This window comes from Mycobacterium sp. G7A2 (genome assembly GCF_041902445.1).
GTDB lineage: Bacteria > Actinomycetota > Actinomycetes > Mycobacteriales > Mycobacteriaceae > Mycobacterium.
This window is the reverse complement of record NZ_CP169251.1, coordinates 1,585,299-1,611,039: the sequence shown is the minus strand read 5'-3', so window position 1 is coordinate 1,611,039 and position 25,741 is coordinate 1,585,299. Positions and strand designations below refer to the sequence as shown.

General features: G+C 68.8%; 26 protein-coding genes. 7 read left to right on the top strand and 19 right to left on the bottom strand.

What is annotated here, in order from left to right; all coding sequences use genetic code 11:
- Nucleotides 1-200: 200 nt before the first annotated feature.
- Nucleotides 201-1,514, top strand: coding sequence for an Nramp family divalent metal transporter (locus tag ACEWX3_RS07945; RefSeq protein WP_207066984.1), 1,314 nt, complete (start codon nucleotides 201-203; stop codon nucleotides 1,512-1,514).
- Nucleotides 1,515-1,519: 5 nt separating this feature from the next.
- On the opposite strand, the gene ACEWX3_RS07940 is transcribed toward ACEWX3_RS07945, so the two are convergent.
- The 5 genes from ACEWX3_RS07940 to ACEWX3_RS07920 form a co-directional block, all read right to left on the bottom strand.
- Nucleotides 1,520-2,188 carry a polysaccharide deacetylase family protein gene (locus ACEWX3_RS07940; RefSeq protein WP_374159806.1) on the bottom strand — a complete coding sequence of 223 codons (669 nt, stop codon included), beginning with the start codon at nucleotides 2,186-2,188 and terminating at the stop codon, nucleotides 1,520-1,522.
- A 104-nt stretch (nucleotides 2,189-2,292) separates the two neighbouring features.
- Nucleotides 2,293-3,591, bottom strand: a complete 1,299-nt coding sequence (locus ACEWX3_RS07935; RefSeq protein WP_207066983.1) for a PhoH family protein — start codon at nucleotides 3,589-3,591, stop codon at nucleotides 2,293-2,295.
- 223 nt (nucleotides 3,592-3,814) lie between these two features.
- Nucleotides 3,815-4,642 carry an acyl-ACP desaturase gene (locus tag ACEWX3_RS07930; RefSeq protein WP_207066982.1) on the bottom strand — a complete coding sequence of 276 codons (828 nt, stop codon included), beginning with the start codon at nucleotides 4,640-4,642 and terminating at the stop codon, nucleotides 3,815-3,817.
- A 63-nt stretch (nucleotides 4,643-4,705) separates the two neighbouring features.
- Nucleotides 4,706-6,172, bottom strand: a complete 1,467-nt coding sequence (locus ACEWX3_RS07925; RefSeq protein ID WP_152518328.1) for a glycine hydroxymethyltransferase — start codon at nucleotides 6,170-6,172, stop codon at nucleotides 4,706-4,708.
- Nucleotides 6,173-6,446: 274 nt separating this feature from the next.
- A complete protein-coding gene (locus ACEWX3_RS07920; protein ID WP_374159123.1) occupies nucleotides 6,447-7,664 on the bottom strand; it encodes a DUF885 domain-containing protein in 1,218 nt (405 codons plus the stop codon).
- 31 nt (nucleotides 7,665-7,695) lie between these two features.
- On the opposite strand from ACEWX3_RS07920, the gene coaA reads away from it, so the two are divergent.
- A complete protein-coding gene (gene coaA, locus ACEWX3_RS07915; protein WP_152518330.1) occupies nucleotides 7,696-8,634 on the top strand; it encodes a type I pantothenate kinase in 939 nt (312 codons plus the stop codon).
- Nucleotides 8,635-8,697: 63 nt separating this feature from the next.
- Here coaA and ACEWX3_RS07910 read toward each other — a convergent pair whose 3' ends face one another.
- From ACEWX3_RS07910 to ACEWX3_RS07895, 4 genes are all read right to left on the bottom strand, one after another.
- Nucleotides 8,698-9,105, bottom strand: coding sequence for a hypothetical protein (locus ACEWX3_RS07910; protein ID WP_374159122.1), 408 nt, complete (start codon nucleotides 9,103-9,105; stop codon nucleotides 8,698-8,700).
- 125 nt (nucleotides 9,106-9,230) lie between these two features.
- Nucleotides 9,231-9,647: a hypothetical protein gene (locus tag ACEWX3_RS07905; protein ID WP_207069385.1), complete on the bottom strand. Its 417-nt coding sequence runs from the start codon at nucleotides 9,645-9,647 to the stop codon at nucleotides 9,231-9,233.
- 90 nt (nucleotides 9,648-9,737) lie between these two features.
- Entirely contained in the window at nucleotides 9,738-11,087 is a 1,350-nt protein-coding gene (locus ACEWX3_RS07900) for a hypothetical protein (RefSeq protein ID WP_374159121.1), read from the bottom strand.
- 11 nt (nucleotides 11,088-11,098) lie between these two features.
- Entirely contained in the window at nucleotides 11,099-11,890 is a 792-nt protein-coding gene (locus ACEWX3_RS07895) for a (2Z,6E)-farnesyl diphosphate synthase (RefSeq protein WP_207069387.1), read from the bottom strand.
- Nucleotides 11,891-11,945: 55 nt separating this feature from the next.
- Here ACEWX3_RS07895 and ACEWX3_RS07890 point away from each other — a divergent pair, with 55 nt between their 5' ends.
- Nucleotides 11,946-12,677 (top strand): hemolysin III family protein, encoded by a 732-nt coding sequence (locus ACEWX3_RS07890; RefSeq protein WP_374159120.1) that lies wholly within the window; start codon nucleotides 11,946-11,948, stop codon nucleotides 12,675-12,677.
- A 52-nt stretch (nucleotides 12,678-12,729) separates the two neighbouring features.
- Here ACEWX3_RS07890 and ACEWX3_RS07885 read toward each other — a convergent pair whose 3' ends face one another.
- From ACEWX3_RS07885 to mca, 4 genes are read right to left on the bottom strand one after another with little or no spacing between them, the layout of a single operon-like run.
- Nucleotides 12,730-13,098 carry a nuclear transport factor 2 family protein gene (locus ACEWX3_RS07885; protein ID WP_152518336.1) on the bottom strand — a complete coding sequence of 123 codons (369 nt, stop codon included), beginning with the start codon at nucleotides 13,096-13,098 and terminating at the stop codon, nucleotides 12,730-12,732.
- Nucleotides 13,099-13,109: 11 nt separating this feature from the next.
- A complete protein-coding gene (locus ACEWX3_RS07880) occupies nucleotides 13,110-15,101 on the bottom strand; it encodes a thioredoxin domain-containing protein (RefSeq protein ID WP_374159119.1) in 1,992 nt (663 codons plus the stop codon).
- A 5-nt stretch (nucleotides 15,102-15,106) separates the two neighbouring features.
- A complete protein-coding gene (locus ACEWX3_RS07875) occupies nucleotides 15,107-15,358 on the bottom strand; it encodes a hypothetical protein (RefSeq protein WP_152518338.1) in 252 nt (83 codons plus the stop codon).
- Between the two features lie 9 nt (nucleotides 15,359-15,367).
- On the bottom strand, nucleotides 15,368-16,237 hold the full coding sequence (gene mca / locus ACEWX3_RS07870) for a mycothiol conjugate amidase Mca (protein WP_152518339.1): 870 nt from the start codon (nucleotides 16,235-16,237) through the stop codon (nucleotides 15,368-15,370).
- A gap of 130 nt (nucleotides 16,238-16,367) precedes the next feature.
- Here mca and ACEWX3_RS07865 point away from each other — a divergent pair, with 130 nt between their 5' ends.
- The 3 genes from ACEWX3_RS07865 (at nucleotide 16,368) to ACEWX3_RS07855 (ending at nucleotide 18,299) form a co-directional block, all read left to right on the top strand.
- The gene (locus ACEWX3_RS07865) at nucleotides 16,368-16,790 is read left to right on the top strand and encodes a DUF4307 domain-containing protein (RefSeq protein ID WP_173012090.1); all 423 of its coding nucleotides are present in this window, start codon (nucleotides 16,368-16,370) and stop codon (nucleotides 16,788-16,790) included.
- 247 nt (nucleotides 16,791-17,037) lie between these two features.
- Nucleotides 17,038-17,532, top strand: a complete 495-nt coding sequence (gene greA, locus ACEWX3_RS07860) for a transcription elongation factor GreA (protein ID WP_152518341.1) — start codon at nucleotides 17,038-17,040, stop codon at nucleotides 17,530-17,532.
- A 98-nt stretch (nucleotides 17,533-17,630) separates the two neighbouring features.
- Nucleotides 17,631-18,299, top strand: coding sequence for a GPP34 family phosphoprotein (locus ACEWX3_RS07855; RefSeq protein WP_374159118.1), 669 nt, complete (start codon nucleotides 17,631-17,633; stop codon nucleotides 18,297-18,299).
- A 65-nt stretch (nucleotides 18,300-18,364) separates the two neighbouring features.
- Here the strand turns inward: ACEWX3_RS07855 and ACEWX3_RS07850 are convergent, their stop codons facing one another.
- The 6 genes from ACEWX3_RS07850 to ACEWX3_RS07825 all read right to left on the bottom strand — a co-directional run bounded on the left by ACEWX3_RS07850 (nucleotide 18,365) and on the right by ACEWX3_RS07825 (nucleotide 24,555).
- Nucleotides 18,365-19,555: a cystathionine gamma-synthase gene (locus tag ACEWX3_RS07850; protein WP_374159117.1), complete on the bottom strand. Its 1,191-nt coding sequence runs from the start codon at nucleotides 19,553-19,555 to the stop codon at nucleotides 18,365-18,367.
- Between the two features lie 77 nt (nucleotides 19,556-19,632).
- Nucleotides 19,633-20,133, bottom strand: a complete 501-nt coding sequence (locus tag ACEWX3_RS07845) for an RDD family protein (RefSeq protein WP_207069392.1) — start codon at nucleotides 20,131-20,133, stop codon at nucleotides 19,633-19,635.
- 99 nt (nucleotides 20,134-20,232) lie between these two features.
- The gene (locus tag ACEWX3_RS07840; protein ID WP_374159116.1) at nucleotides 20,233-21,315 is read right to left on the bottom strand and encodes a hypothetical protein; all 1,083 of its coding nucleotides are present in this window, start codon (nucleotides 21,313-21,315) and stop codon (nucleotides 20,233-20,235) included.
- A 14-nt stretch (nucleotides 21,316-21,329) separates the two neighbouring features.
- Complete coding sequence (locus tag ACEWX3_RS07835; RefSeq protein WP_374159115.1) at nucleotides 21,330-21,920, bottom strand: RDD family protein; 591 nt, start codon at nucleotides 21,918-21,920, stop codon at nucleotides 21,330-21,332.
- Between the two features lie 140 nt (nucleotides 21,921-22,060).
- A complete protein-coding gene (locus ACEWX3_RS07830) occupies nucleotides 22,061-23,455 on the bottom strand; it encodes a cystathionine beta-synthase (RefSeq protein ID WP_207069251.1) in 1,395 nt (464 codons plus the stop codon).
- 29 nt (nucleotides 23,456-23,484) lie between these two features.
- Nucleotides 23,485-24,555 carry an alpha/beta hydrolase gene (locus ACEWX3_RS07825; protein ID WP_374159114.1) on the bottom strand — a complete coding sequence of 357 codons (1,071 nt, stop codon included), beginning with the start codon at nucleotides 24,553-24,555 and terminating at the stop codon, nucleotides 23,485-23,487.
- A 193-nt stretch (nucleotides 24,556-24,748) separates the two neighbouring features.
- Here ACEWX3_RS07825 and ACEWX3_RS07820 point away from each other — a divergent pair, with 193 nt between their 5' ends.
- Entirely contained in the window at nucleotides 24,749-25,741 is a 993-nt protein-coding gene (locus tag ACEWX3_RS07820; RefSeq protein ID WP_221354955.1) for an SGNH/GDSL hydrolase family protein, read from the top strand.

The following is a 25,741-nucleotide window of genomic DNA, read 5'->3' as shown; positions in this document are numbered from 1 at the left end:
GTTCCGCGCCACTGACGGTTCGGTGTCACTGACCGTTCGGCGCTATCGACCGTTCGGTGTCACTGACCGTTCGGCGCTATCGACCGTCGGTGCCACTGACCGTTCGGTGTCGCGGTCGGGGTCCGGTCTGAGCGTCCTGACCCGGACGACTGGCCCCAGCCGCTACTTTGGTGCGATACCAGAGGGCGGGGGGCAGATCCATGGGTGGTGACCAACCGGTGCACGTCGCTACCGACGACGCACAGGTGCGACCGAGGTGGCGGTTCGTCGGCCCTGGGCTGGTGGTCGCCGCCACCGGTGTGGGGGCCGCCGACCTGGTGGCGACGTTGGTCGCCGGCGCCCGCTACGGCTACGCGCTGCTGTGGGTCGCGGTCCTGGGGGCGATCCTCAAGGTGATCCTCGTCGAGGCGGCCGGCCGCTACTCGCTGGCGACCGAGCGCAGCATCTTCGAGGGCTGGCGCAGCCTGGGCCGCTGGACCACCTGGTATTTCGCGCCGTACATCGTCATCTGGGGGTTCGTCTACGGCGCCACCGCGATGTCGTCGTCGGCGCTGCCGATCATCACGCTGTTCCCCGGCCTGGAGTTGCGTTGGGTCGCGATGATCTCGGGCCTCATCGGTCTGGCGATGGTGTGGTTCGGCAGCTACCTGGCCTTCGAGAAGGTCATCGCGGTGCTGGTCGGCGTCATGTTCGTCACCGTCGTCGGCGCGGCGATCGTCGCGGTGCCCAACGTCGGTCAGATCCTGCTGGGGCTGCGCCCGATCCTTCCGGAGGGTTCGGTGCTCTACGCGCTGGCGCTCGCCGGCGGCGTGGGCGGCACGATCACGCTCGCCGCCTACGGCTACTGGCTGCGGGAAAAAGGCTGGTATGCACCACGATTCATGAAGGTGATGCGCATCGACAACGGCGTGGCCTACCTGGTCACCGGCATCTTCGTGGTCGCGATGCTCATCGTGGGGGCCGAGTTGTTGTACTCGGCCAACGTCGCGGTCGCCACCGGCGACCGCGGCCTGCTGGACCTGGCCAACGTCCTCGACGACCGCTACGGCGACTGGTTCGGCAAGGTGTTCCTGCTGGGTTTCTGGTCGGCGTCGTTCTCGTCGCTCATCGGCGTCTGGAGCGGGGTGAGCCTGCTGTTCGCCGACTTCGTCGGTAATTTGCGGGGACTGCCGTCGGGCCACCCCGACACCCGCACGGGCGGAAAGCTGTTCAAGTCCTACCTGCTGTGGCTCACGTTCCCGCCGATGGTGCTGCTGTTCCTCGACGAGCCGCAGGCGCTGGTGATCACCTACGGCGTTCTCGGCGCGCTGTTCATGCCGTTTCTCGCCATCACCTTGCTGGTGCTGTTGAACAAGCGCCGCGACGGTGCGCTGCCGCACACCGAGGTGCCGGCCCGCTGGCGCAACGGCTGGCTGTCGAACTCGCTGCTGGCCTTGTGCGCGCTGCTGTTCGTGGCGCTGTCGATCAACGAGCTCGTCAACCGGGTGAAACCGTTGCTTCCCGGCGCAGGCTGACTGCGCTAGCCCGCGGCGTCGACGAGTTCGTCTGCCGGCGGGCCGTTGTCCCGACCCCCGTAGAGGCTGCCCGGTGGGCGCGGACCGAGCATCTCGGTGACCGTCACCAGGTGGTAGCCGTTCGCCTCGAGAACCGGGAGGAATTCGGCTACCACGTCGACCGTGGTGGCGAACGTGTCGTGAAGAAGAACCACCGAGTTGGGCCTGATCTGACGCAGCAGGACTTCGCGGGTGGCTGAGACATCGGCGTCGTTGATCCAGTCGAACGGCACGACGTCCCAATTGATCACCGCCAGCCCCTGCCGTTTCGCCTCGGCCAGCACCGCGTCGTCGATGGTGCCGCCGCCGGTGCGGGCCAGCGTGGGCCGCTGCCCCGTGGTCGCCTCGATGGCGTCGCTGGTGCCCGCGAATTGCGCGGCGATCTCCTGCGGCGACAACGTCGTCATGTCGGGGTGCGACCAGGTGTGGTTGCCGATCTCCATCCCCGCCCCGGCGATCCGCGCCGCCGCGGCCGGATCGGCGGCCACCTTGTCCCCGATCAGGAAGAACGTCGCCCGAGCGTGGTGCTCACCGAGGATCTGCAGCAACCGGTCGGTGTAGGGGCCCGGCCCGTCGTCGAACGTCAGCGCCACACACTTGACCGCCGCACAGTCGACGGGCTGGGCCGCCGCCATCGGGGCCGGCGCGACCGCCGCCGCGAGCGCCACGGCGAGCAACCCTCTGCGAATCCGGCGCGCCCAGGCACCCACGGTGTCGCGTTTCGCGCCGGATTCGCCGCTCAGGGCAGCCCGATCTCCTCGAGCATCTCCGTCACCAGCGCCGCGATCGGCGAACGCTCGCTGCGCAGCAGCGTGATGTGCGCGAACAGTGGGTGCCCCTTGAGCTTCTCGATCACCGCGGCCACCCCGTCGTGCCGGCCCACGCGCAGGTTGTCGCGCTGCGCCACGTCGTGGGTCAGCACCACGCGCGAACCGGTCCCCAGCCGCGACAACACCGTCAACAGCACGTTGCGCTCCAGCGACTGCGCTTCGTCGACGATGACGAACGAGTCGTGCAGCGAACGACCGCGGATGTGGGTCAGCGGCAATACCTCGAGCATCCCGCGGGACAGGACCTCCTCCAGCACCGCCGGGCTGGCCAGACCTTCCAGGGTGTCGAACACGGCTTGGGCCCATGGCCCCATCTTGTCGCTCTCACTGCCGGGCAGGTAGCCCAGGTCCTGCCCGCCGACGGCGTACAGCGGGCGGAAGACGACGACCTTGCGTTGAGTGCGCCGTTCCAGCACCGCCTCGAGACCGGCGCACAAGGCCAGCGCCGACTTGCCGGTGCCGGCCTTGCCGCCCAGCGACACGATGCCCACGGATTCGTCCAGCAGCAGATCGAGCGCGACCCGCTGCTCGGCGGAACGCCCGCGCAGGCCGAAGGCTTCGCGGTCACCGCGGACCACCTGCACGCGCTTGTCGGCGTTGACACGCCCCAGAGCGTGAGAGTTGGTGCCCAACAACCGGACTCCGGTGTGGCAAGGCAGATCGCGGGCGGCTTCGAGGTCGACGTCGCCGTCGGCGAACAACCCGTCGATGTCCTCGCTGGCGACGTCCAGTTCGGCCATACCGGTCCACCCGGAGGTGACGACGTCCTGAGCGTGGTACTCGTCAGCCGCCAGACCCACCGCGCCGGCCTTGACGCGCAGCGGAATGTCCTTGCTCACCAACGTGACCCGCTTACCCTCGGCCGCCAGGTTGGCCGCACAGGTCAGGATGCGCGAGTCATTGGTCTCGTTGCGGAAGCCGGCAGGCAACACCGAGGGGTCACTGTGGTTGAGCTCGACGTGCAGGGTGCCGCCGTCGTCCCCCACCGGGATCGGCTGGTCGAGACGGCCGTGCTCGAGGCGCAGGTCGTCGAACAGCCGCAGCGCCTGCCGGGCGAACCAGCCCAGTTCGTGATGGTGCCGCTTGGCCTCGAGCTCGCTGATCACGACGAGCGGAACCACCACCTCGTGTTCGGCGAACCGCATGATTGCCCAGGGATCGGACAGCAGCACAGAGGTATCGAGCACATAGGTCCGGCGATCAGTCACGGAACGCTCCTGGGGCATCCATGTTCATGTGACCCCACACGAACTCATCCGGTGGACACACAGCGGCCTCAGGACCGGGGCCGGTCCCTTGTCGTGTCGAAGTCGTGTCGAAACGATGTGGACCGCCCGGACAGCAGAGCATTTCGCTAGCCATCGGAACCGACGCTACTCCCGGTGCGTCACCCGCGCCCGACAGGCGCGCCGAGACGAAACGGCGTGCGCGTTACGAGCTGATGAACTGTGCCAGACGCGGTTCGTCGGCCAGTCCCCACGCAGCGATCCGGTCGGCGATGACGCGGGCCAGCGCCGCCTTGTCGAAGATGCCGGCCTCGGCGACGACCTCGATCTTGTCGCGGTAGGCATCGATGTCTCCGCCCACGACGTCCAACGCCGCGGCGCGCGCCGCGATGGCATCGATCGTCTCGTCCCGGCTGTAGGTCAGGCAGTGTGCGACCAGGTTGGCGAAGAACTCCTCGTGACGTTCCTCGTCCTTGGCGATCCGCCCGACCAGCCCCGCCAGCACCGGTTCGGAGAGCTGCGCCTGCAGGTTGCGGCAGAACACCGCGTGGGCGCGCTCGTAGTAGGCCATGAAGACCAGAGTCTCGATCTGGCTGTAGGAGTCCGCGCGGTAGCCCTTCATCACGTGCTCCACGCGCACGTCCTCGTTGGCGGCCGGATCGACCTCGCGGGTCACCACCAGGTAGTTGCGCAACGCGATGGCGTGCAGGTGCTCCTCGGCGGTCCAGCGCCCCAGCCAGCGGCCCCACTTGTCCTCGAGGATGAAGTGCTCGACGAGTTCGCGGTGGTAGCCGGCGAGGTTGTCCTTGGTGATGAGCAGGATCTCGAGGGCGTCGGTGACGTGCTTGGGCAGCGTGACCTGGGACGGGTCCCAGTCCTTGCCGTCGAGGAACGCGAAGTTCTCGCCCTTGTCGAAGGGCACGTAGTCATGGGCGTACCAGATGTCCTCGGTGTCGAGGTGCCGCCGCAACTCCTGCAGAACGACGGGCTCGAGTTCCAGGGTCAACGCGTTAGCGACAGGTTTCTGTGCCATGCAGTTACAGTAACCCAATTCTGTGGGAATCGTAAAATTCCCGCACTCGTGTCGCGGCGCGCCTCAGAGGGTCAGGCCGGGGTACAGCGGGTTGGCGTCGAGAAGCTCGGCCGCCGCGGCGCGCACCCGATCGGCGGTGCCCTCGCCCAGGATGTACTTCGCCTTGGACGGGCCGTTGGGCCCCGCCGCCGGCTGGGTGTTGCTCAGCACCTCGACGACGAGCTCGGCGACCCGATCGAACTCGTCAGCGCCGAACCCGCGGGTGGTCAGCGCGGGCGAGCCGAACCGGATGCCGCTGGTGTACCAGGCGCCGTTGGGATCGGCGGGGATGGCGTTGCGGTTGGTGACGATGCCCGAATCCAGCAGCGCCGACTCGGCCTGCCTGCCGGTGAGACCGAACGACGTGACGTCCAGCAGCACGATGTGGTTGTCGGTGCCGCCGGTGACCAGGCCGGCGTCCCGCTTGACGAACCCGTCGGCGAGAGCCTGCGCGTTGTCGGCGACGGCTTGGGCGTACTGCCGGAAGGCCGGTTGGCGGGCTTCGGCCAGCGCGACGGCCTTGGCGGCCATCACGTGCGACAGCGGGCCGCCGAGCACCATCGGGCAGCCCTTGTCGACCGCCGGGGCGTACTCCTCGGTGGCCAGCACCAGACCGCCCCGCGGGCCGCGCAGCGACTTGTGGGTCGTCGTCGTCACGACGTGGGCGTGCGGCACCGGATCCTCGTCGCCGGTGAACACCTTGCCCGCGACCAGACCGGCGAAATGCGCCATGTCGACCATGAAGGTGGCGCCCACCTCGTCGGCGATCTCACGCATCTTGGCGAAGTTGACCCGTCGGGGGTAGGCCGAGTAACCCGCGACCAGCACCAGCGGCTTGAATTCGCGCACTGCCGCGGCGACCGCGTCGTAGTCGATGAACCCCGTGGTGGGGTCCGTTCCGTACTGGCGCTGATGGAACATCTTGCCCGAGATGTTCGGCCGGAATCCGTGGGTCAGATGTCCGCCGGTGTCCAGCGACATCCCCATCAGCCGCTGGTTGCCCATCGAGTTGCGCAGCGTCTCCCAGTCCGCTTCGGACAGATCGTTGACGTGCTTGGCGCCCATCTCGGCCAGGCCCGGAGCCTCGATCCGGGTCGCCAGGATCGCCCAGTAGGCGACCAGGTTGGCGTCGATGCCCGAGTGTGGCTGCACGTAGGCGTACGGGGCGCCGAACAGCTCGCGGGCATGCTCGGCGGCCAGCGCTTCGACGGTGTCGACGTTCTGGCAGGCCGCATAGAAGCGATGCCCGATGGTGCCCTCGGCGTACTTGTCCGAGAACCAGGTCCCCATCGTCAGCAGCACGGCCGGTGAGGCGTAGTTCTCGCTGGCGATCAGCTTCAGTGAGTCGCGTTGATCGGCAAGCTCTTTGCGGGTCGCGTCGGCGATACGCGGTTCCACGCTCTCGATGACCTGCAGCGCAGCCCGGTAGGCCTCGCTCGCGGTGGCGGCGTACTCGGCACCCAGACCGGCGGTGATGGACTCAGCACTCATGCCCTCGAGCCTAGTCGGGGCGACGATCAAGCGGCGACGGAGGAGCCGCGTTGAGAAGTCCCGACCATCGGACCTAGTCGGGGCGACGATCAAGCGGCGACGGAGGAGCCGCGTTGAGGAGTCCCGACCATCGGACCTAGTCGGGGCGACGATCAAGCGGCGACGGAGGAGCCGCGTTGAGAAGTCCCGTGCCGCGAGAGTGCACACACGGTAGCGACGCTGGCCTCATCACGACAGGGAATGCACGTTCGCGGTCGTCTCGGCGCGGAAAAGCTCAGGCGGCCCGCAGCGACGACGGGATCAGCGGCTCGTCGAGCAGCCTGGTGAACCGTTCGGTCAGGTCGACCCCGGCCGGCCTGTCATCCAGCCAGCCCCGCAGCAGGCGGTAACCCTCGACGTAGGTGCTGGTGTAGGCGCGCCACAGCGGCGAGGACAGGAAACGCAGCATCTGACGTGCGCGTTCGTCGTTGACCAGCAGCCACTTCTTGAGGAACGCGACCACCTCGTCGACGTCGCGGTGCTCGTCGTGCAGCATCAGCGCGGCGTCCTGGCGCACATCGGCCAGTGCGGCTGTGGCCTCCGAGATCGCTTCGGCACGCTGGCCGTCGAAACGCAGGCCCAGATCGGCGTAGATGTCGCTCGCCCACGCGCCCCAGCCCGACCCCACGGCGGCATACAACGCGAGGTCGGCCAGCCCCTCGGCCATCAGGCACTGCGGGGTGTTGACCAGGAAGATCGTCTGCTCGGCCTGCCCTCTGCCCTCGACCAGCCCGGCTTCCTTGCGGCAGTGCTCGGTGTGGTGGCCGGGGTAGGACTCGTGGGCCACCAACCTCGGCAGGTTCGACATCTGCTGTTTGAGGTCGGCGTTGACGGCGACGGTGGATCGGTAGTCGCCGAGGTAGTAGTTGAATCCCGACCACGGCTTGTCGGTGACCACCTCGTAGGTGATGGTCTCGCGGGCCGGCAGCGGGAACGTCGCCCGGACCCGGTCGCGCAGCGCGCTGGAGAACGCGTGGATGCACTCTTCGAGCCGTGCCGGCGGGATCTCCTCGGCAGACCGGTGGGCCGCGATCCGCTCGGCGAGCGGTCCTCTGCCGCCGAGCGCCTCGTCGAGCCGGGCGTGGGCGTGGGCGTAGCGATCCGGGTCGCCCTTGCCGATCCGCACGTCGAAATACGCCTCGACCTCGTCGACGAACCCGACCTGCTCACCGGCGAACTTGCGCGCGGCGCAGGCCAGCGCCCGCAGGTGCGCACCGACGAACGCTGCCCGCGGCTCGTCGAGCCCGGCGGGCAGCTCAGCCTGCAGACGTTCGGCTTGGCGAACCAGCTCGGCGGGCTCGGGTCGCGCTTCGGCAGCCACACCGCGCCGCAGGGCGGGGTCACCGGTGAACGCGTCGACGTAGCCTTCCTCGATCCGGTCGAAGCGCAATCCGAGTTTCAGGTACTCCTCGATCAGGCCGGTCGGAGCTGGCGAAGGGATACCAGGGTCCATGCCGCCCCACGGTAGCTGCAAGACTGTGCGCATGGCGCGGCTGAGCGAACCCAGCCCCTACGTGGAATTCGACCGAACGCAATGGCGTGCACTCCGAATGTCCACTCCGCTGAAACTGACCGAGGACGAACTGGTCAAGCTGCGGGGCCTCGGCGAGAAGATCGACCTGCTCGAGGTCGAAGAGGTCTACCTGCCGCTCGCGCGTCTGATCCACCTGCAGGTCGCGGCCCGCCAGGCGCTGTTCGCCGCGACCGCCGAGTTCCTCGGCGAGCCGGTGCAGAACCCGGACCGGCCGGTGCCGTTCGTCATCGGTGTCGCCGGCAGCGTCGCAGTCGGCAAGTCCACCACCGCGCGTGTGCTGCAGGCGCTGCTGGCCCGCTGGGAGCATCACCCGCGCGTCGACCTGGTGACCACCGACGGTTTCCTCTACTCGAACGCCGAGCTGCAACGCCGCAACCTCATGCATCGCAAGGGTTTTCCGGAAAGCTACGACCGGCGGGCGCTGATGCGCTTCGTCACCGCCGTCAAGTCCGGCGCCGACGCGGTGTGCGCACCCGTCTACTCCCACCTGCTGTACGACATCGTCCCCGGCGAGAAGCAGATCATCGAGCGCTCCGACATCGTGATCCTCGAGGGGCTCAACGTGCTGCAGACCGGACCCGCGCTGATGGTCTCGGACCTGTTCGACTTCTCGGTCTACGTCGACGCGCGCATCGAGGACATCGAGGAGTGGTACATCTCCCGGTTCCTGTCGATGCGCGCCGGCGCGTTCGCCGACCCGGCCTCGCACTTCCACCACTACTCGACGCTGTCGGATGAGCAGGCGATGTTCGCCGCACGCGACATCTGGCACTCGATCAACCGGCCCAATCTGATCGAGAACATCCTGCCGACGCGGCCCCGCGCCACGCTGGTGCTGCGCAAGGACGCCGACCACTCGATCAACCGGCTACGCCTGCGCAAGCTGTAGTCCGGCCCCGCCGGCCTGTGGTCAGGCGCCGGCCATCGACGGTCAGGTCGTGGCGGTCTGAAGTCAGGCCTTGGCGATCCGCCGCACGCCCTGGTACTGCAATTCGGCCATGACCAGCGTGTAGACACCGGTGCCCAGGACCAGCACCACACCGGTCGTGGTCAGCGGCCACACATCGGCGAGCACCACCACCACGGTGAGCACGCTGAACAGTGCGTTTCCGACGGCCAGGACCACACCGGACGTCCGAACGGCCGGGCGCGCAGCCAGAGCCAGCACCGCGATGCCGAAGACCACGAAGAAGGCGCCCGTCGCGTATTCGACGGTCGGCGTGGTGCCCGACCACTCGGCGACCCGCGGAGCCAGGAGCAGCAGCGCAACGCCGGTCAGGCCGCTGATCACAGCGTCGGCGCGCATGGCGAAGCGCAGCAGCGAGTCGGTGGAGTGCGAGGTGTGGGTGGTGGCGGTCATGCGGATTGTTCCTTTCGGAGTGTGAGTTGCGGGGTCTGATCGCGGGGTGCGATCTGCTGGTGGACCGGTACCGGGGCCGACGCCGTAACCTCTTGCGGGCCGGCCCCGGACCAGTCATGAGGGGGTCACGCCAGACGGCGCACCCCGAGGTACTGCAACCCGGCGAAGCCGAGCGTGAGCACGACGAACACCGCTGCGGCGGCCACGCCGAATCCGGTCAGCGGCAACCAGCCGGCGCCGAGCACGAGTGCGGCCCCACCGGCGAACGCGACGTTGCCGGCGAGCACGGCCTGCCCGACGCGGCGCACGGCGCGCACCCGGGTAACGGTGTAGAGCAGTGCACCGTAGCCGACCAGGGCGGCGCCGAAGAGCCACCCGGTGGTCGCGGTCAGCCCCGTCAGCGGGGCCAGCGCGTCCGCGGCCATCGCGACGAACAGGCCCAGCCCGGCGCACAGTGTCGCGTCGGCGCGCAGCGCGAATCGCAGGAGTTGGTCATCGGCGCCCGAGGAGACCGGGACGGTACCGGTGGTGAAGGCGGTCATGTCTGCGATGGTTCGCCGAGACCGCTGCCAGATCGACACCGTCTGCTGCCAGTTGCTGCCAACCGCAGGTCAGCGGCACCTCGGCCGCACTCAGCGGGTGGAGACGAGGTTGCTGCGCAGGTCCGTGGCGATCACCCGCGCGGCCGCGTTCTGCCAGTTGTGCAGCGACCGCTGCGGCACGTCGGTGACCAACCACTGCCACGCCTGGCGGGCCACCGGGTCAAGTCCGGCCGCTGTCGCGTTCTGTGCGTAGGCCCGCACCCCGACGACGTACGGGAAGTACAGCGAGTTGTAGTGCCGCCACTGTTCGGTGGTGCCGAACTCACCGCCGTCGCGCGGCTTGAGGCCGGCGATCCGCTCGGCCAGCAGAGCCCTGAGCTCGTTGGCCCGCTCCAGCGGCTGATCGGGCGCGCCGCGACGGGCCAACCGCTCGTCGATCACCGGCAGTGCGGTCAACGGGCTGGCGACCAGCTTGGACAGATCGCCGTAGTGCCCGAGAGCGCGCCGGGTGACCCGGACGAAGGTCTCGGAGTCCATGTTGTCCAGCGGGCTGGCTGAGCGCCGCGGCAACGCCGCCTCGGTGCCACGCAACGCCGCCCGGTCGGCACGCAGTTCCGGTGAGCGGGAGAAGGCGAGCCGGTCGAGCAGCCCGGCCAGCGGATCGGCGAGCACGTTGATCGCGATCGCCACACCGAGGCTGGTGAACAGCAGCACCGTCAGCGTGGTGCTGCTCCCGGCCACCGCGATCCCGATGAGCACCTGCCCGCCGAACAGCACCGCGGCCAGCGTCGTCCCGGCGAACGACCGCAACATGTCCTTGCGCAGCGCATGTCCCTCGTCGAAGGCGTCTCCAATGGCCACCGCCACCCCGAGCAGTGCGATGTCGACGCCGGTCGAGGCCAACGCCAGCCAACTGGGCACCAGCCCGAGCGGGATGATCAGGATCGCGTTGCCCAGCGCGAAGAACAACGTCGCGACGATGACGAAGCCCACCACCGGGCGGGGCTGCGCACGCCGGGCCACGGCGTGGATCAGCGCGGCCAGCACCGGTACCGACAGTGCGGCGAACATGACCCAGTGCCCGAGCCGCAACGGGCCGTCGACGTCGCCGGCGAGCGCGGCACCCGTCACCGCCACGGCGGCCACGGCCGCGACGAGCCCCGCGGGCCCGGCCCGGCCGCGCCAGCTGTCGCGCGGGCGCGACAGTTCGAGCAGTACCGCGAGCCACGCGAGGCCCGGCAGCGCGACCAGATAGATCTCGACACGACTCAGCAGCGCAGACTGGCTCACCAGCCGGACCGCATCCAGTGCCACCACGAGCGCGAAGCTGGTCAGTCCGACCGCGGCGAGCACCAGGACCGGCTTGCGGGGGTCGCGCGCCAGCAGATACAGCCCCAGCCACCAGCTCAGTGCGAAGACCAATCCGGAGAGCGCAACCACGACCGCCGTCCTCAGCGCCCGTAGCGTCGATGCCTGGCGCTGTAGTCGCGCAGCGCTCGCAGGAAATCCACCCGGCGGAACTCCGGCCAGTACGCCTCGGTGAACCACATCTCCGAGTAGGCGCTCTGCCACAGCAGGAAGCCGGACAGCCGCTGCTCCCCCGACGTGCGGATGACCAGGTCCGGGTCGGGCTGGCCCGAGGTGTAGAGGTTCTCCGAGATGGCCTCGGCGGTAACGGCTTCGATCAGCTTCTCCCCGGAGACGCCGTTGGCCAGCTCCTTGGCCAGCAGCCCTCGGACCGCGTCGACGATCTCCTGCCGGCCGCCGTACCCGACGGCGACGTTGACGTGAAAGGCGCCGCCGTTGCCGTCGGTGGACTGCACCGCGTCACGCAGCCGGCGGGCCGGTTCCTCTCCGAGCAGCTCGAGATCACCCATGGTTCGCACGCTCCACTGGTTCGCCGGGGCGCAGATCTCCTCGACGACCTCGGTGATGATCTCGATCAGCGATGCCAGTTCCTGCGGGTCGCGCTGCAGGTTCTCGGTGGACAACAGGTACACGGTGGCCATCTCGATGCCCGCCTCGTGACACCAGCGCAGCATCTCGGCGATCTTGTGTGCACCGGCCCGGTAGCCGTAGCTGACGTCGTTGTGGCCGAGCTCACGCGCCCAGCGCCGGTTGCCGTCACACAGCACCGCAATGTGGCGGGGCAGCTCGGATTTCGCTGGTGCCAGCCCCTGACGCAGCCGCATCTCGTAGAGCCGGTACATCGGCTCCTTGAGTCGCCGCGGAATGAGGTCCACGATGGTCCAGACTACTGTGAGGCGGGGAAACCCAATGCCAGTCAGCGGAGGTGACGTGCCGACATCTGTCGATCCACGGGGTACCGCCGATACCCCGCGAGAGCCCGAGGATCTGCCCGAGGCGGTCGTCGAAGGCGTTGCGCAATTCCTGGGCAAGCCACGGTTACGCGGCTGGATTCACGTGTACGCCGCGGTCATCTCGGTCATCTGCGGCGCCACGCTGGTCGCGGTGTCGTGGTCGCTGGAGTCTTTCCGTGCCGGGATCGCCACGCTGATCTACACGCTGACCATCGTGGCGATGTTCGCCGTCAGCGGCACCTATCACCGGGTGCATTGGACCTCGACGACGGCGCGCACCTGGATGAAGCGCGCCGACCACTCGATGATCTTCGTGTTCATCGCGGGCAGCTACACCCCGTTCGCGTTGCTGGCGCTGCCCGAGACCGACGGAATGGTGCTGTTCTGGATCGTCTGGGGCGGCGCGCTGGCCGGGGTGGCGCTCAAGATGCTGTGGCCGTCGTCGCCGCGCTGGCTGGGGGTCCCGCTGTACATCCTGCTGGGCTGGGTGGCGGTCTGGTTCATCGGCCCGATCACCCACGGCGCCGGGGTGGCCGCAGTGGTGCTGCTGATCGTCGGCGGAGCGCTGTACAGCATCGGCGGCGTGCTCTACGCCCTGAAGTGGCCCAATCCGTGGCCGACCACGTTCGGGCATCACGAGTTCTTCCACGCGTGCACCGCGGTTGCGGCGATCTGCCACTACATCGCGATGTGGTTCGCCGTCTTCTGAGCGAATCGGGCGCGCTGAAGCACCGCCGGTGGCGCCGAACGCGCCGAATTCGCTAGAGCTGGGTGACGTTCTGCGGGCCCCAGTAGGCCTTCATCGACGTGATCATGCCGTCGCCGTCGAACGTCATCACCTCGATGGGTTCGATACGCATCGCACCGCCGACGGTGATGGCGAACATGAACGCCGCCTCGTGCCCGCCGGCACGGAACGACAGCAGCTCGGTCGTGACCTCCGCGCCTTCCATCACCTTGTAGAACCCGGCGATGGCCTGACGCCCGATGTGCACTTCGCCGCCGCCGACGGGATCCTCGAGCGTGGCGTCCTCGGCGTAGAGGGCGGCCACGTCGTCGGCGTTACCACGGGCGGCGGTGTCGAGGTAGCGCTGGACGAAACCTTGCAGGACATCGGGCTCGAAGCTCATGTGCGGCCACGCTACACGGAGCCTCCGAGCGCGGCAGCCAGATCCTCGGCGGTGGTGACCGGGAGGTCACAGGTCCGTCCCCGGCAGATGTATGCCGCGTCCGCGTCGCCGACGCGGGGGCGCTCCCGCAGCAATTCGGTGGATCCCGCCGGGCCGCCGATCACCACCGCCCCACCGGGGGCAACGGCCCGGGCGACCGCCAGCAACGCCGAGTCGGCCGAGTCGCACGCGACGGCGATCTGGATCGGCCCGCGCACCGCTGCCTCGGCGACAGCCAGCCAGTGCCCGCCCGAGCGCGGGGCGCGGTCGAGCACCACCGCCGCGCCGGCCACTGTGGCCTCCGCTGCCGCGGCGTACCTTTCGGCCGGCCCGCCCGGGGCCAGGTGCGCCGCCATCTGCAGTGCCTCGGCCATCAGCGACGCGCCGGCCGGGGTGGCGCCGTCGAGCGGGTCGGCGGGCCGCGACACCAACTGCTCGGCGTCGTCGGCGACGTCGAACCAGCGACCGTCCCGGGCGGGATCGGCGAAGTGGTCGAGCGCGACGTCGAGCAGCGCCATCGCCTCGTCGAGCCAATGGGGTTCGGACTGCGCCTGATAGAGCGTCATCAGCCCGGCGGCCAGCGCGGCGTGGTCTTCGAGGATGGCCGCGCTCGCGCCCACCACGCCGCCCAGGCTGGCGCGGCGCAGCCGCCCACCGACGACATGCAGATCCAGCACCGAGCGCGCGCAGTCGGCGGCCGCTGCCAGCAGAGCGGGGCGCCGCAACGCGAACCCCGCCTCCACCAGAGCCGTGATCGCCAGACCGTTCCACGCGGTCACCACCTTGTCGTCGCGGCCGGGTTGCGGCCGCTGCGCCCGAGCCGCCAGCAGCGCCGCCCGCACCCGGTCGAATCGGACCGGATCCGCGGGGTCGCCGCGCAACTGCAGCACCGACGCGCCGCGCTCGAACGTGCCCGTGGATGTCACACCGAAAAGCGTTGCCGCCCAGTCTCCGTCGTCGACGCCCAGAATCTCGTGGAGCTGATCGACGGTCCAGCTGTACGTCAGGCCTTCGACCCCTGCGGCGTCGGCGTCCAGCGACGACACGAACATGCCGTCGGCACGCAGCTCGTCGAGCATGAAACATGCTGTCTCGCTGGCGATCCGATGCGCAAACGGGTCACCGCTGCGACGCGCCCAGTGCGCGTAGACCCGCAACAGCTGGGCGTTGTCGTAGAGCATCTTCTCGAAGTGCGGCACCACCCAGGCGGCGTCGACGCTGTAGCGGGCGAAACCGCCGGCCAACTGGTCGTAGAGACCACCGCGGGCCATCGCCGAACAGGTGCGCTGCACCGCGGCCAGCGGAGCGGGGTCTGCAGTGCGTTCGTGGTTGCGCAGCAACGCTTCCAGCAGGGCCGAGGGTGGGAACTTGGGGGCCGCGCCGAAACCACCATGGACGGTGTCCTCGTCGGCGAGCACCGCCGCGACGGCCCGGTCACACAGCTGCGGCTCGACCGGCGGGCCCCCACCCGGAAGTCCGGAAGCCATGGCTCGCAGTTCGGCACTGATGTGGTCGCCGGCCTGTTCGACCTCGGACCGGCGGGTGCGCCACGTCTGCGCCACCGCGGCCAGCAGCTCCAGGAAGGCCGGCTTCGGGTAATAGGTGCCGCAGAAGAAGGGCCGACCATCCGGGGTGAGGAAACAGGTCATCGGCCAGCCGCCCTGACCGGTCAACGCCACCGTGGCGTTCATGTACACCGCGTCGAGATCGGGGCGTTCCTCGCGATCGACCTTGATGCAGACGAACTGCGCATTCATCGCTTCGGCCACCTCGGTGTCCTCGAAGGACTCGTGCGCCATCACATGACACCAGTGACACGCCGCGTAACCGACGGACAGCAGGATCGGCACGTCGCGCCGGGCTGCCTCGGCCAGCGCCGCACCGGACCACTCCTGCCAGTGCACCGGGTTCTCGGCGTGTTGGCGCAGGTAGGGACTGGTCGCCGAAGCCAGGGCGTTGGACATCGGCCTCAGTGCGGGTCGCGGTTGGAGTCCTCAGCCGACCCGGTGTTCTGCGGATCATCGTCACCGAAGGACTTCGGCAGCCGGCGCAGGTGCTTGTTCATCGACCACACCAACAGGAAGACGCTGATCAGCAGCAGGATCACCACGATGAGGCCGACCGGGCTGGCCTTGCCGAAATCCGGCCCGGTCTGGCGCGGTCCGTCCTGGGCCAACAGACCGGTCGTCAGCTCGACGCCCAGCGTCAACAGATCACTCACAGCTCTTCGTCACCGTCCCTCGATTCCGGCGAACAGATCGGTCTCGGGCAGCCGTACCGGCACCCGCGACCGCGCCAACTCGAACTCCTCGGTCGGCCACAGTCGATGCTGCCATTCCAGCGGGGTGGTGAAGAAGAAGCTGTTCGGGTCGATCTGGGTGGCATGAGCCAGCAGCGCTTCATCACGCTGGGCGAAGTACTTGGCACATTCGATGCGCGTGGTCACCCGCTTGCCGAGCAGATCGTCATCCGGATCCCACTTCTCCAGCCACTTGGCGAACGGTCCCTCCTGCCCGTGTCGGACGAACTCGTCCTGCAGCACCTGCATGCGCTGACGCAGGAAGCCGTGGTTGTAGTACAGCTTCTGCACGTTCCACGGCTCCCCGGCAGTGGGATACAGCCGGTGGTCGGCGGCCGCCTCGTAGGCGGCGACCGACACCTGGTGGCACCGGATGTGGTCGGGGTGCGGATAGCCGCCGTTCTCGTCGTAGGTCGTCATCACGTGCGGCTTGAAATCCCGGATCACCTGCACGAGCGCCTCGGTCGGCACCTCCAGCGGCTCGAGGGCGAAACAGCCCTCCGGCAGCGGCGGCAGCGGGTCACCCTCGGGCAACCCCGAGTCGACGAAACCGAGCCAGTGGTGCTCCACCCCCAGGATGGAGGCGGCCTTGGCCATCTCGTCCCGACGGATCTGCGGCATCCGGCCATGAACCTCGGGGATGTCCATCGCCTTGTTGAGGATGTCGCCACGCTCGCCGCCGGTCAGTGTGACGACCATGACGCGCACGCCCTCGTCGACGTAGCGCGCCATCGTCGCCGCGCCCTTGCTGGACTCGTCGTCCGGGTGCGCGTGTACGGCCATCAACCGCAGTTCGGTCAACCTGTTCCCTCTTAGCTGTTCACTTGGCAGGACAGTCGCGCTGGAAATCACGCTACGGTGCAACCGCGCCAACTGGATTTATAGTTCCAGTCCTAGTACACCCATCCGACCGACGGGCATGCAAAACGAGATGATCGAACGTCCCGAAGCCCGCTACGGGCGTCAGCGCCTCGACCGGCGCACCCGGCGCTGGATCGCCATCGGGCTGACCGTGCTCGTCGTGGTGCTCGGGGTGGCGATCGCGGCGGTGGCGTTCAGCCGGTTGGGGTCCGCCGAGGTGGAGGGCGAACTCGGCGGTTACCGAGTTCTCGACGATCAGACCATCGAGGTGACGATGAGCGTCACGCGCGAGGACCCGTCGCGGCCGGTGGTGTGCATCGTGCGGGCCCGCTCCTACGACGGCACCGAGACCGGACGACGCGAACTGCTCGTCCCTCCAGCCGAGGAGTCGACGGTGCAGGTGACGACCCTGGTCAAAACCAGCGCTCCGGCCGTCGTCGGGGACGTCTACGGGTGCGGCACCGAGGTGCCGTCCTACCTGGTCGGCGGCTGACGCAGCAGATACCCGGCCAACTGCCGACAGCGAAATCGTGACGTCCGGGTATCCCCCCGGTGCTATCATCGATCGATACACGGTTCCTGCTGGAGCCGTGTATTGCTGCATATTGGGTCCTCAGCCGGAGCCTGAGCTCTGGTTGAACGCGACTGTGGCGGCAATACACGTACGACAGCTCCCGGTGCCGTGTCACGACCTTCTTACGCGACAGGCGCGGAAGCAACAACGACAGGAGCGCGACGACATGACCGACACCCAGGTGACCTGGCTGACCGAAGAGTCCTACGACCGCCTCAAGGCCGAGCTGGACCAGCTGATCGCCAACCGCCCGGTCATCGCCGCCGAGATCAACGACCGGCGCGAGGAGGGTGACCTGCGCGAGAACGGCGGTTACCATGCCGCCCGCGAAGAGCAGGGCCAGCAGGAGGCCCGCATCCGCCAGCTGCAGGAGTTGCTCAACAACGCCAAGGTCGGCGAGGCGCCGAGCCAGTCCGGCGTCGCGCTGCCCGGTTCGGTGGTCAAGGTCTACTACGACGACGACGAGTCCGACTCCGAGACGTTCCTGATCGCCACCCGCCAGGAAGGTGTCAGCGACGGCAAGCTGGAGGTCTACTCCCCCAACTCGCCGCTCGGTGGAGCCCTGATCGACGCGAAGGTCGGCGAATCGCGGTCCTACACCGTCCCCAACGGCAACACCGTCAAGGTGACGCTGGTCAGCGCCGAGCCCTACCACGGCTGATCGGGCCGGCTGATCGGGCCGGCTGATCGGGCCGGCTGATCGGGCCGGCTCCCCCGGGCCGCCGGGGCCCGGCCTGCTCAGCGACTGACCTACACGTCATGGGGCACATCGCCGAAGATCTCTTCCTTCTGCTGCTGGACAACGCGTCGGCGCAGCCGAGCCTGGACCGGCCGCGCCGTGACCACGTCCTCGGCGCGGCCGTTCTGCTCGATCTCGCGCATGCCGGACATGTCCGCCCAGCGGTCCCCGGTGACCCGGTTCCGGACGGCCGGCTGGTCGCGCTGGCCTCGGCGACGCCGCTCGACCCGGTGACCCGGCCGGGACGCGAGCTGCTGGCCGCCCGGGCGCTGCGGCCCGACACCGCGATCAAGAAGCTGGGCCGACACAGCGAGGACCGGCTGGTAACCCACCTCGAGCAGCTGGGCCAGATCCGCCGCGTCGACACCGGAAGCGCGCTCCGCCGCGGTCACATGCTGCCGTTGACCACCCGCGACCGGGTGGGCCCGGCGCGTACGGCGGTACTGAGCGCGCTGTTCGACCGCACCCCGCCGGCCCCGGTGACCGCGGCGGTCATCACGCTGTTGCACGCCGTGGACGGGCTGGGCACGCTGCTCAGTCTCAACGACCGCGGCTGGCGGTGGGTGCACGCCCGCGCCGGGGAGATCGCCGGCGGCAGCTGGGTCGACGAATCCCCGACGACGGTGGCGGAGGTCAACCTGGCGGTGACCGCGGCGGCCGTCCGCCAGGCGCTGGCCCGGCTGACCTGACGGACCCCTGGCTGCCGACAGCCCGCTTGGGTGCCGACAGCCCTCGGGCTGGACCGCCGGGACCCCTAGGCCAGCGCGGCCAGCGCCTGCTCGATGTCGCCGAGCAGGTCGGCGACGTCCTCGATGCCGACCGAGAGCCGCACCAAATCGTCGGGCACCTCGAGTTGCGAGCCCGCCGTCGAGGCGTGTGTCATGGCGCCGGGGTACTCGATGAGCGATTCGATGCCGCCGAGCGACTCGGCGAGGATGAAGATCTCGGTGTGGGCACAGAAGTCGCGCGCTGCCTGGGGACCCCCGCGCAGCCGGACCGACACCATGCCGCCGAACCCGCTCATCTGCCGCGCGGCCACCTCATGGTTCGGGTGCGACGCCAGCCCCGGGTAGAGCACGGTGTCGATGGCGGCGTGGCCCTGCAGGAATTCGACGATGGCCGCGGCGTTGTCGCTGTGCCGCTGCATCCGCAGCGGCAGTGTCTTGAGTCCACGCATCGTCAGATAGGCGTCGAAGGGACCGGGCACCGCGCCCGCGCCGTTCTGCAGGAACGCGAACGCGTCGTCGAGCGCTTCATCGTTGGTCAGCAGGGCTCCGCCGACCACATCGGAATGCCCGCCGATGTACTTGGTGGTCGAGTGCAACACGATGTCGGCACCCAGGGGCAACGGCTGCTGCAGCGCAGGTGAGGCGAAGGTGTTGTCCACCAACACTTTCACCTCGCCCTTGCCGGCCTCCGATGCCACCGCGCAGATGCCCGCGATGTCGGCGATCGTCAGCAGCGGGTTGGTCGGGGTCTCCACCCAGATCAGCTTCGTGCTGGGGGTGACGGCCTGACGCACCGCGTCCAGGTCCGACAGCGCCACCGCGGTGTAGCTGATCCCCCACTGGGTGAACACCTTGTCGATCAGCCGGAACGTGCCGCCGTACGCGTCGTCGGGAATGACGACGTGGTCTCCCGGCCGCAGCACCGCTCGCAGTGCGCAGTCGGTGGCCGCCATCCCGGAACTGAACGCCCGGGCGTAGTCGGCGAGTTCGACCGCGGCCAGCGACGTCTCCAGCGCGGCGCGGGTGGGGTTGCCGGTGCGCGCATACTCGAAGCCGCCGCGCAGCCCGCCCACGCCGTCCTGGGCGAACGTCGAACTCGCGTAGATCGGGGCGTTGACCACACCGGTGGCGGGATCCGGCCGATACCCGGCGTGGATGGCCTTGGTGGCCGGACCGTAGGCGCGGTAGTGGTCGGCTGCACTGCGCTTCTCACTCATGGTCGATCAGGGTAGCCGGGACGGCCCGGCGCGGAACCGGGCGGCGGTGGGCAACCGCGGCACCCGGCATGGCCGGATCACCGGCGATCCGCTGCCTGCGGTGCGACCGGCACACACACCGTGGACATCACCTTGTCCGCCAGCGTCTGGCGCCTGGTGTCGACCAGCGGCAGGGCGTACCCCGCAAAGCAGGGGACGGCGTCGACCACGTGGAGCAGCTGGCGGAGCACCGATCGTCCGACCCCGATGGGCTGCGACGTCCGTTCACCTACCACCGTGAACTTCATCAGCGACTTGCCGATGCTCGACCCGCGCGTGCCCTGACGGACACCGAAGTTCCACACCAGATAGCCCACGGTGAGCACCGCGACCGCCCCGAGGAGCATGTCGGCCGCGCGGGAACTGGTCGCCGAACAACTCAGGCCGCCACCGTCGAAGGACACGCAGTCCCGGCCGGCGGTGCCCAGCGCCACGACCTCCCACAGCGTCCAGGCGATCACCACCGGGACCACGTCGATGACCCAGGCGACCGCGCGCACCGTCCAGGACGAGTAGGCGTTTCTCGACGAACTCCTCACGTGGCCTCCTGCGGACGACGACGGCACCGTACCGATGCGTGACGCCCGGTCGACCCGACCCGGGTCAGGTGCCCCGTGCAGAAGACCGCCCGCCCGCTGCTACGGCGTGGCCGGCGCGACGAGGCCGCCGTTCATCACCCGGTACGCGTACACCAGCAGCAGCGCCGTCACCGGCACGGTCACCAGGAGGCCGACACCGCACAGCACCGCGCCGACGAGCACCAGGACGACGGCCGCCAACCAGGTGAGCAGCACACCTCCGAAGTTCGCTTTGCCGGTCTGGAAACTGGACTTCAGCCCGTCCACCGGCGACATGTTGCGATCGAGCACGGCGATGATGGTGAACATCAGGAAGATGCTCGCAGCGAGCCCGGGCAGAATGCACAGCACGAAGCCGATCGTGGTGATGATGCCGACGAGCAGACCCGCGATGATGACGTTGCCGATGTTGCGGGGGCGGAAGAACGACCCGATGGACACCTCTTGCCCGTTGGCGATGTCGAGGACGCCGCCCAGGAACGCCGATTGAATCGCCGCCGTCACGATCAACGACAGGAACCATCCGATGATCGCGACCAGAACCCCGGCCGGGCCCGTCGCGGTGTAGGAGAACGAGAAGCCGTTGCTGTCGGACACATAGCTCGTGTCACCGGGTGAGACCAACGCCTGAACGACGTTGATCAGTGCCTGCAGGCCGATCACGATGAGCCCGAGCACCAGCGCGGCGACAATCAGCGGCACGGCGTTCTTGGTGAACTTGTTCCACGCCCAGCTGAGGCCGTCGCCCACGTTGTAGGACGGCGACTGGGGCGGGTAGCCCTGCGGTGAGGTCCCGAAGGCGCCCGGTTGCTGAGGCGCAAAACCGCCCGATTGCGGAGGCGCGTAACCACTCCCGGGCGGAGGGGGCGGCGGGTAGCCGCCCGGCGGAGGCGGTGGGTAACCCCCCGGAGGGGGCGGCGGGTATCCGCCCTGGGTGGGCTGCGATCCCGGCGGCGGAGGCGGGTAACCGCCCTGCGGTGGCTGGGAACCCGAAGGTGGAGGCGGGTAACCGCCCGGAGGGGGCGGCGGATAGCCGCCCTGCGGCGGCTGAGAACCCGACGGCGGCGGGGGGTAACCGCCCTGCGGCGGCTGCGACGCCCCTTCGGGCGGGTATCCGCCGGGCTGTGATGGGTTGTCCGACATCGGATCTCCTTCGCTCAGTGGGCGGTGGGAAGCGGTACACACACAGTTGACATGATCTTGTCCGCCACGGTCTGGCGCTTAGCATCCCACAGGGGATACAGCACTGCGACGAACCAGAGCAGTCCGCATGCCGCAAGCAGGAGCAGGTGACCGAACTCCCGGAGCAGCGACATGGCGAAACCAATTGGCCGGCCGTCCTTCTCGCCGATCAGCTGGAAACCCATGATCGACTTGCCGATGCTGCAACCGGTGACACCCTGCCGGTAGCCGAGGTTCCAGATCAGATAGGCCAGCGCCAGCACGGGAAACACCGCAAGCGCCGAAACTCTGCCGACGGTCGACGCATCGGCCCTGCAGAACTCGCCGAGATCGTATTCGTAGATGTCGGCGACGCACGTCGTCTCGCGGGTGGCCGTCAGCACCCCCCAGCCGATACCGATCAGCAGAGAGACGGGCAGGTAGTCGAGCAGCCAGGCGCACACGCGGGTCCGCCAGGGGATGAACGAGTCGGCAGAGGAACCCGCCGGCATGCCGGGCGTGGTCACGAAGCCAACCGACGCCGGCACGGGCCGGAGACCGCCGGGTGGCGGCGGCGGAGCGGTCATCGACGCCTTCCGTACGGGAACGAGCCTGCTCACACTACCTGAGAAAAACCTTAGAACCGGCGTTTCACGGCCGCGAGCCGATCAGGAGAACGCACGGGCCAGCGCGGCTATTGCCATCCGGCGCCGGTTGTCATATCGGGTCAACGGCGCACGTTGCCGTCGGACAGGAATCCCAGCAGGTCGTGCCGGGTCAGGACGCCCACCGGCTTTCCGTCCTCGACCACCATCACCGCATCGCAGTCCCGCAGCGTCTTGGCGGCGTTACTGACCAGTTCACCTGCGCCGACCAACGGCAGCGGTGGGCTCATGTGCTCGGCCACGGCGTCGGCGAGCTTGGCGCGGCCTTCGAACACGGCCGAGAGCAGCTCCCGCTCGGAGACGCTGCCGGCGACCTCCCCGGCCATCACCGGCGGCTCGGCGCCGACGACAGGCATCTGCGACACGCCGTACTCGCGCAGGATTCCGATCGCGTCACGCACCGTCTCAGACGGATGGGTGTGCACCAGATCGGGCAGCGCGCCGGACTTGCGCCGCAGCACGTCCCCGACGGTGGACTCTTCGACGGTGCCGTCCAGGCGGCTGCGCAGGAAGCCGTACGACGACATCCACTCGTCGCTGAAGATCTTCGACATGTAGCCCCGCCCGCCGTCGGGCAGCAGCACCACCACCAGCGAGTCCGGCCCGGCCCGCTCGGCGACCTGGACGGCGGCCACCACGGCCATCCCGCACGAGCCGCCGACCAGCAGCGCTTCTTCCCGGGCCAGGCGCCGTGTCATGTCGAACGAGTCCGCGTCGGACACCGCGATGATCTCGTCAGGGACCGACGGGTCGTAGGCCGAGGGCCAGAAATCCTCGCCGACACCTTCGACCAGGTAGGGCCGCCCGGTGCCGCCGGAGTACACCGAACCCTCCGGATCCACGCCGATGACCTTCACCCGACCGCCGGACACCTCCTTGAGATAGCGCCCGGCACCGGTGATCGTCCCTCCCGTGCCCACGCCGGCGACGAAGTGGGTGACCTTCCCGTCGGTGTCCTCCCAGATCTCGGGGCCGGTGGTCTCGTAGTGGCTGGCCGGGCCCATCGGGTTGGAGTACTGGTCGGGCTTCCAGGCCCCCTCGATCTCCTCCACCAGCCGGTTGGACACGCTGTAGTAGCTGTCGGGGTGGTCCGGCGGTACCGCGGTGGGGCACACCACGACGTCGGCCCCGTAGGCGCGCAGCACGTTCTGCTTGTCACCGCTGACCTTGTCCGGGCACACGAAGATGCACTTGTAGCCGCGCTGTTGGGCGACCAGCGCCAGACCGACTCCGGTGTTGCCCGAGGTGGGCTCGACGATGGTGCCACCCGGCCGCAACTCCCCGCTGGCCTCGGCGGCGTCGATCATCTTGATCGCGATGCGGTCCTTGGAACTGCCGCCCGGGTTGAGGTACTCGATCTTGGCCGCCACGGTGCCCGCCCCCGGTGTGACGACCGAGTTCAACTGCACGAGCGGGGTGTGGCCGATGAGCTCACTGATGTGCCGGGCGATGCGCATGGCTCTATCGTCCCAGGCCGGCTCCGCAGCTACCAGGTGGCCTCACGGATGTACTCGCCGATCTGCCGGATCGAGCGGGTCGCTTCCGACACCGCCGGCGCGCCCAACTGGAACACATGCATCTGACCTGGCCAGATCCGGATCTCGACCGGGACACCGGCCGCGGCGAGCAGACGCGCCGCTTTGCGCGCGTCACTGAGCAACACCTCCGATCCCGACACGTGGATCAGAGTGCGCGGTAAGCCGGGTTCGATGTGGTCGAGAGGCTCGTAGATCTGCTCGGGCGCGCCGTCGACGATGCGCTTGGCGGCCGCCTCTTCGATCAGCTCGACCAGCGCATGGAACGCCTTGTGCGGGAACATGGCGTCGCTGCGGACGTTGGGGTGATCCGCCCGGCCCTCGTTGTCGATCTCGAACAAGGGCGACATCGTGACCACGGCCGCCGGCGTCTCGCCTTCGTAGCCGTCGAGACCCTCGACGAGCAGGCGTTCCGCCAGCGCCAGCGACAGGTACCCGCCCGCGGAATCACCGGCCAGCACGATCTGATCAGGCTCGTAGCCCGTTTCGCGCAACCACCGGTAGGCATCGAAGCAGTCGTCGAGCGCCGTCCCCACCGAATGGTTCGGGATCATCCGGTAATTGACCACCAGGACCGGGCTGTCGGCGAACTTCGACAACGCCGCCACCAGCCGGCCGTGCGTGTTCACCCCGCAGGTCAGGAACGCCCCACCGTGCATGTACAAGATGACGCTGCGCTTGCCGTCGGCGGGCAGCACCCCGGACGCGCGGACCAGCTGCGCCGTGCAGTGCGGCAGGCCGATGGTCGCGCGCACCGTGCCGGCCGGCGGGCGCATGATGCGGGCGGCGAAATCAACCAGACCCCACGGCCAGGGCAGCCGGGGAGCGTAGCTGCCGACCATCAAGGTGGGCTTGATGGTCATCATCGCCGCCAGACTCATCAATCGACCGGCGAGACTGGGTCCGTCCTCGACCACTTCGACGGGAGCGCCGTCACTGACCGGAAACCGACGCGGTTTACGCGTCCTAGCTGGCCCAATGCCAACCCGGGCAGAGCCGGGAACCTTACTCGGTGCCGTCATCGCGACCACTTCCTACAGCGTCGTAGTGCCGGGATAAGCCGGGTTACTCAGACTAGCTCGTTACTTAGCTTGCCATTTGTAACCAGTATCACAATCGGTTAAACACTTTTGTTGCCGGACTCGATACCGCACTGTGATCGGCCACCCGCGGTGCATGGCGCTTTTCCGTCGCGTCGGGCCCTAAACTTGCGGTGTGGGCAGCACAGGCAATGCTTCTCGCTCCGGTCCTCGCAGGCCGCGCCGCTCCGCCATCGCGCTGGCAGCCGCGGCGACCCTGGCTTCGACGGGTTCGGCGTATCTCGGGGCCCGCAATCTGCTCAGCGGGCAGGCCGACCAGGCCCGACAGGTCATCCCGAAATCGTGGGACATCCCGCCGCGGGCGGACGGCGTCTACCGCCCCGGCGGCGGCCCGGTCGAGCGCTGGCATCGCGGCGTGCCCTTCGACCTGCATCTGATGATCTTCGGCGACTCCACCGCCACCGGCTACGGGTGCACCACCGCAGATGAGGTGCCCGGTGTGCTGCTGGCGCGGGGCCTGGCCGAGGAATCGGGCCGGCGCATCCGATTGAGCACCAAGGCGATCGTCGGCGCCACGTCGAAGGGACTGTCCGGACAGATCGACGCGATGTTCGTCGCCGGCCCGCCGCCCGATGCGGCGGTGATCATGATCGGCGCCAACGACATCACCAAGCCCAACGGCATCAGCCCGTCGGCGCGCCGCGTGGGCCGTGCGGTGCGCCGGTTGCGTGACAGCGGGGCGGTCGTCGTGGTCGGAACGTGCCCCGACTTCGGCGTCATCAAGGCCATCCCGCAGCCGCTGCGCTGGGTGGCGCGCAGCCGCGGCCTGCGGTTGGCCCGCGCCCAGGCCGGCGCGGTGCGGGCCGCAGGCGGGGTGGCGGTGCCGTTCTCCGATCTGCTCGCCCCGCACTTCTATCAGGCGCCCGAGGTGTTGTTCTCGTCGGACATGTTCCATCCCTCGGCGGCGGGCTACGCCCTGGCGGCCAAGCAGCTGCTGCCGGCCCTGTGCCATCAGCTGGGTGAGTTCGTGTGCGGTGAGCCGCCCGAGGAAGCCCTGGAATCCCGCACCGCCGACTCCGGTTCGCTGCTGTCACGGGTCACGGCGCTGAGCCGGTTGTGGCGGCGTTCCACCGGGGTGCCCGCTCCGATCGTGGTGAGCGCGGGCTAG

Excerpts from the sequence above, each read along its gene's own strand:
- ACEWX3_RS07945 (WP_207066984.1), top strand. The coding sequence starts at position 201 with ATGGGTGGTGACCAACCGGTGCACGTCGCTACCGACGACGCACAGGTG.
- ACEWX3_RS07940 (WP_374159806.1), bottom strand. The coding sequence starts at position 2,188 with ATGGCGGCGGCCCAGCCCGTCGACTGTGCGGCGGTCAAGTGTGTGGCG.
- ACEWX3_RS07930 (WP_207066982.1), bottom strand. The coding sequence starts at position 4,642 with ATGGCACAGAAACCTGTCGCTAACGCGTTGACCCTGGAACTCGAGCCC.
- ACEWX3_RS07925 (WP_152518328.1), bottom strand. The coding sequence starts at position 6,172 with ATGAGTGCTGAGTCCATCACCGCCGGTCTGGGTGCCGAGTACGCCGCC.
- ACEWX3_RS07920 (WP_374159123.1), bottom strand. The coding sequence starts at position 7,664 with ATGGACCCTGGTATCCCTTCGCCAGCTCCGACCGGCCTGATCGAGGAG.
- coaA (WP_152518330.1), top strand. The coding sequence starts at position 7,696 with ATGGCGCGGCTGAGCGAACCCAGCCCCTACGTGGAATTCGACCGAACG.
- ACEWX3_RS07910 (WP_374159122.1), bottom strand. The coding sequence starts at position 9,105 with ATGACCGCCACCACCCACACCTCGCACTCCACCGACTCGCTGCTGCGC.
- ACEWX3_RS07905 (WP_207069385.1), bottom strand. The coding sequence starts at position 9,647 with ATGACCGCCTTCACCACCGGTACCGTCCCGGTCTCCTCGGGCGCCGAT.
- ACEWX3_RS07885 (WP_152518336.1), bottom strand. The coding sequence starts at position 13,098 with ATGAGCTTCGAGCCCGATGTCCTGCAAGGTTTCGTCCAGCGCTACCTC.
- ACEWX3_RS07880 (WP_374159119.1), bottom strand. The coding sequence starts at position 15,101 with ATGTCCAACGCCCTGGCTTCGGCGACCAGTCCCTACCTGCGCCAACAC.
- ACEWX3_RS07865 (WP_173012090.1), top strand. The coding sequence starts at position 16,368 with ATGATCGAACGTCCCGAAGCCCGCTACGGGCGTCAGCGCCTCGACCGG.
- greA (WP_152518341.1), top strand. The coding sequence starts at position 17,038 with ATGACCGACACCCAGGTGACCTGGCTGACCGAAGAGTCCTACGACCGC.
- ACEWX3_RS07855 (WP_374159118.1), top strand. The coding sequence starts at position 17,631 with ATGGGGCACATCGCCGAAGATCTCTTCCTTCTGCTGCTGGACAACGCG.
- ACEWX3_RS07850 (WP_374159117.1), bottom strand. The coding sequence starts at position 19,555 with ATGAGTGAGAAGCGCAGTGCAGCCGACCACTACCGCGCCTACGGTCCG.
- ACEWX3_RS07840 (WP_374159116.1), bottom strand. The coding sequence starts at position 21,315 with ATGTCGGACAACCCATCACAGCCCGGCGGATACCCGCCCGAAGGGGCG.
- ACEWX3_RS07835 (WP_374159115.1), bottom strand. The coding sequence starts at position 21,920 with ATGACCGCTCCGCCGCCGCCACCCGGCGGTCTCCGGCCCGTGCCGGCG.
- ACEWX3_RS07830 (WP_207069251.1), bottom strand. The coding sequence starts at position 23,455 with ATGCGCATCGCCCGGCACATCAGTGAGCTCATCGGCCACACCCCGCTC.
- ACEWX3_RS07825 (WP_374159114.1), bottom strand. The coding sequence starts at position 24,555 with ATGACGGCACCGAGTAAGGTTCCCGGCTCTGCCCGGGTTGGCATTGGG.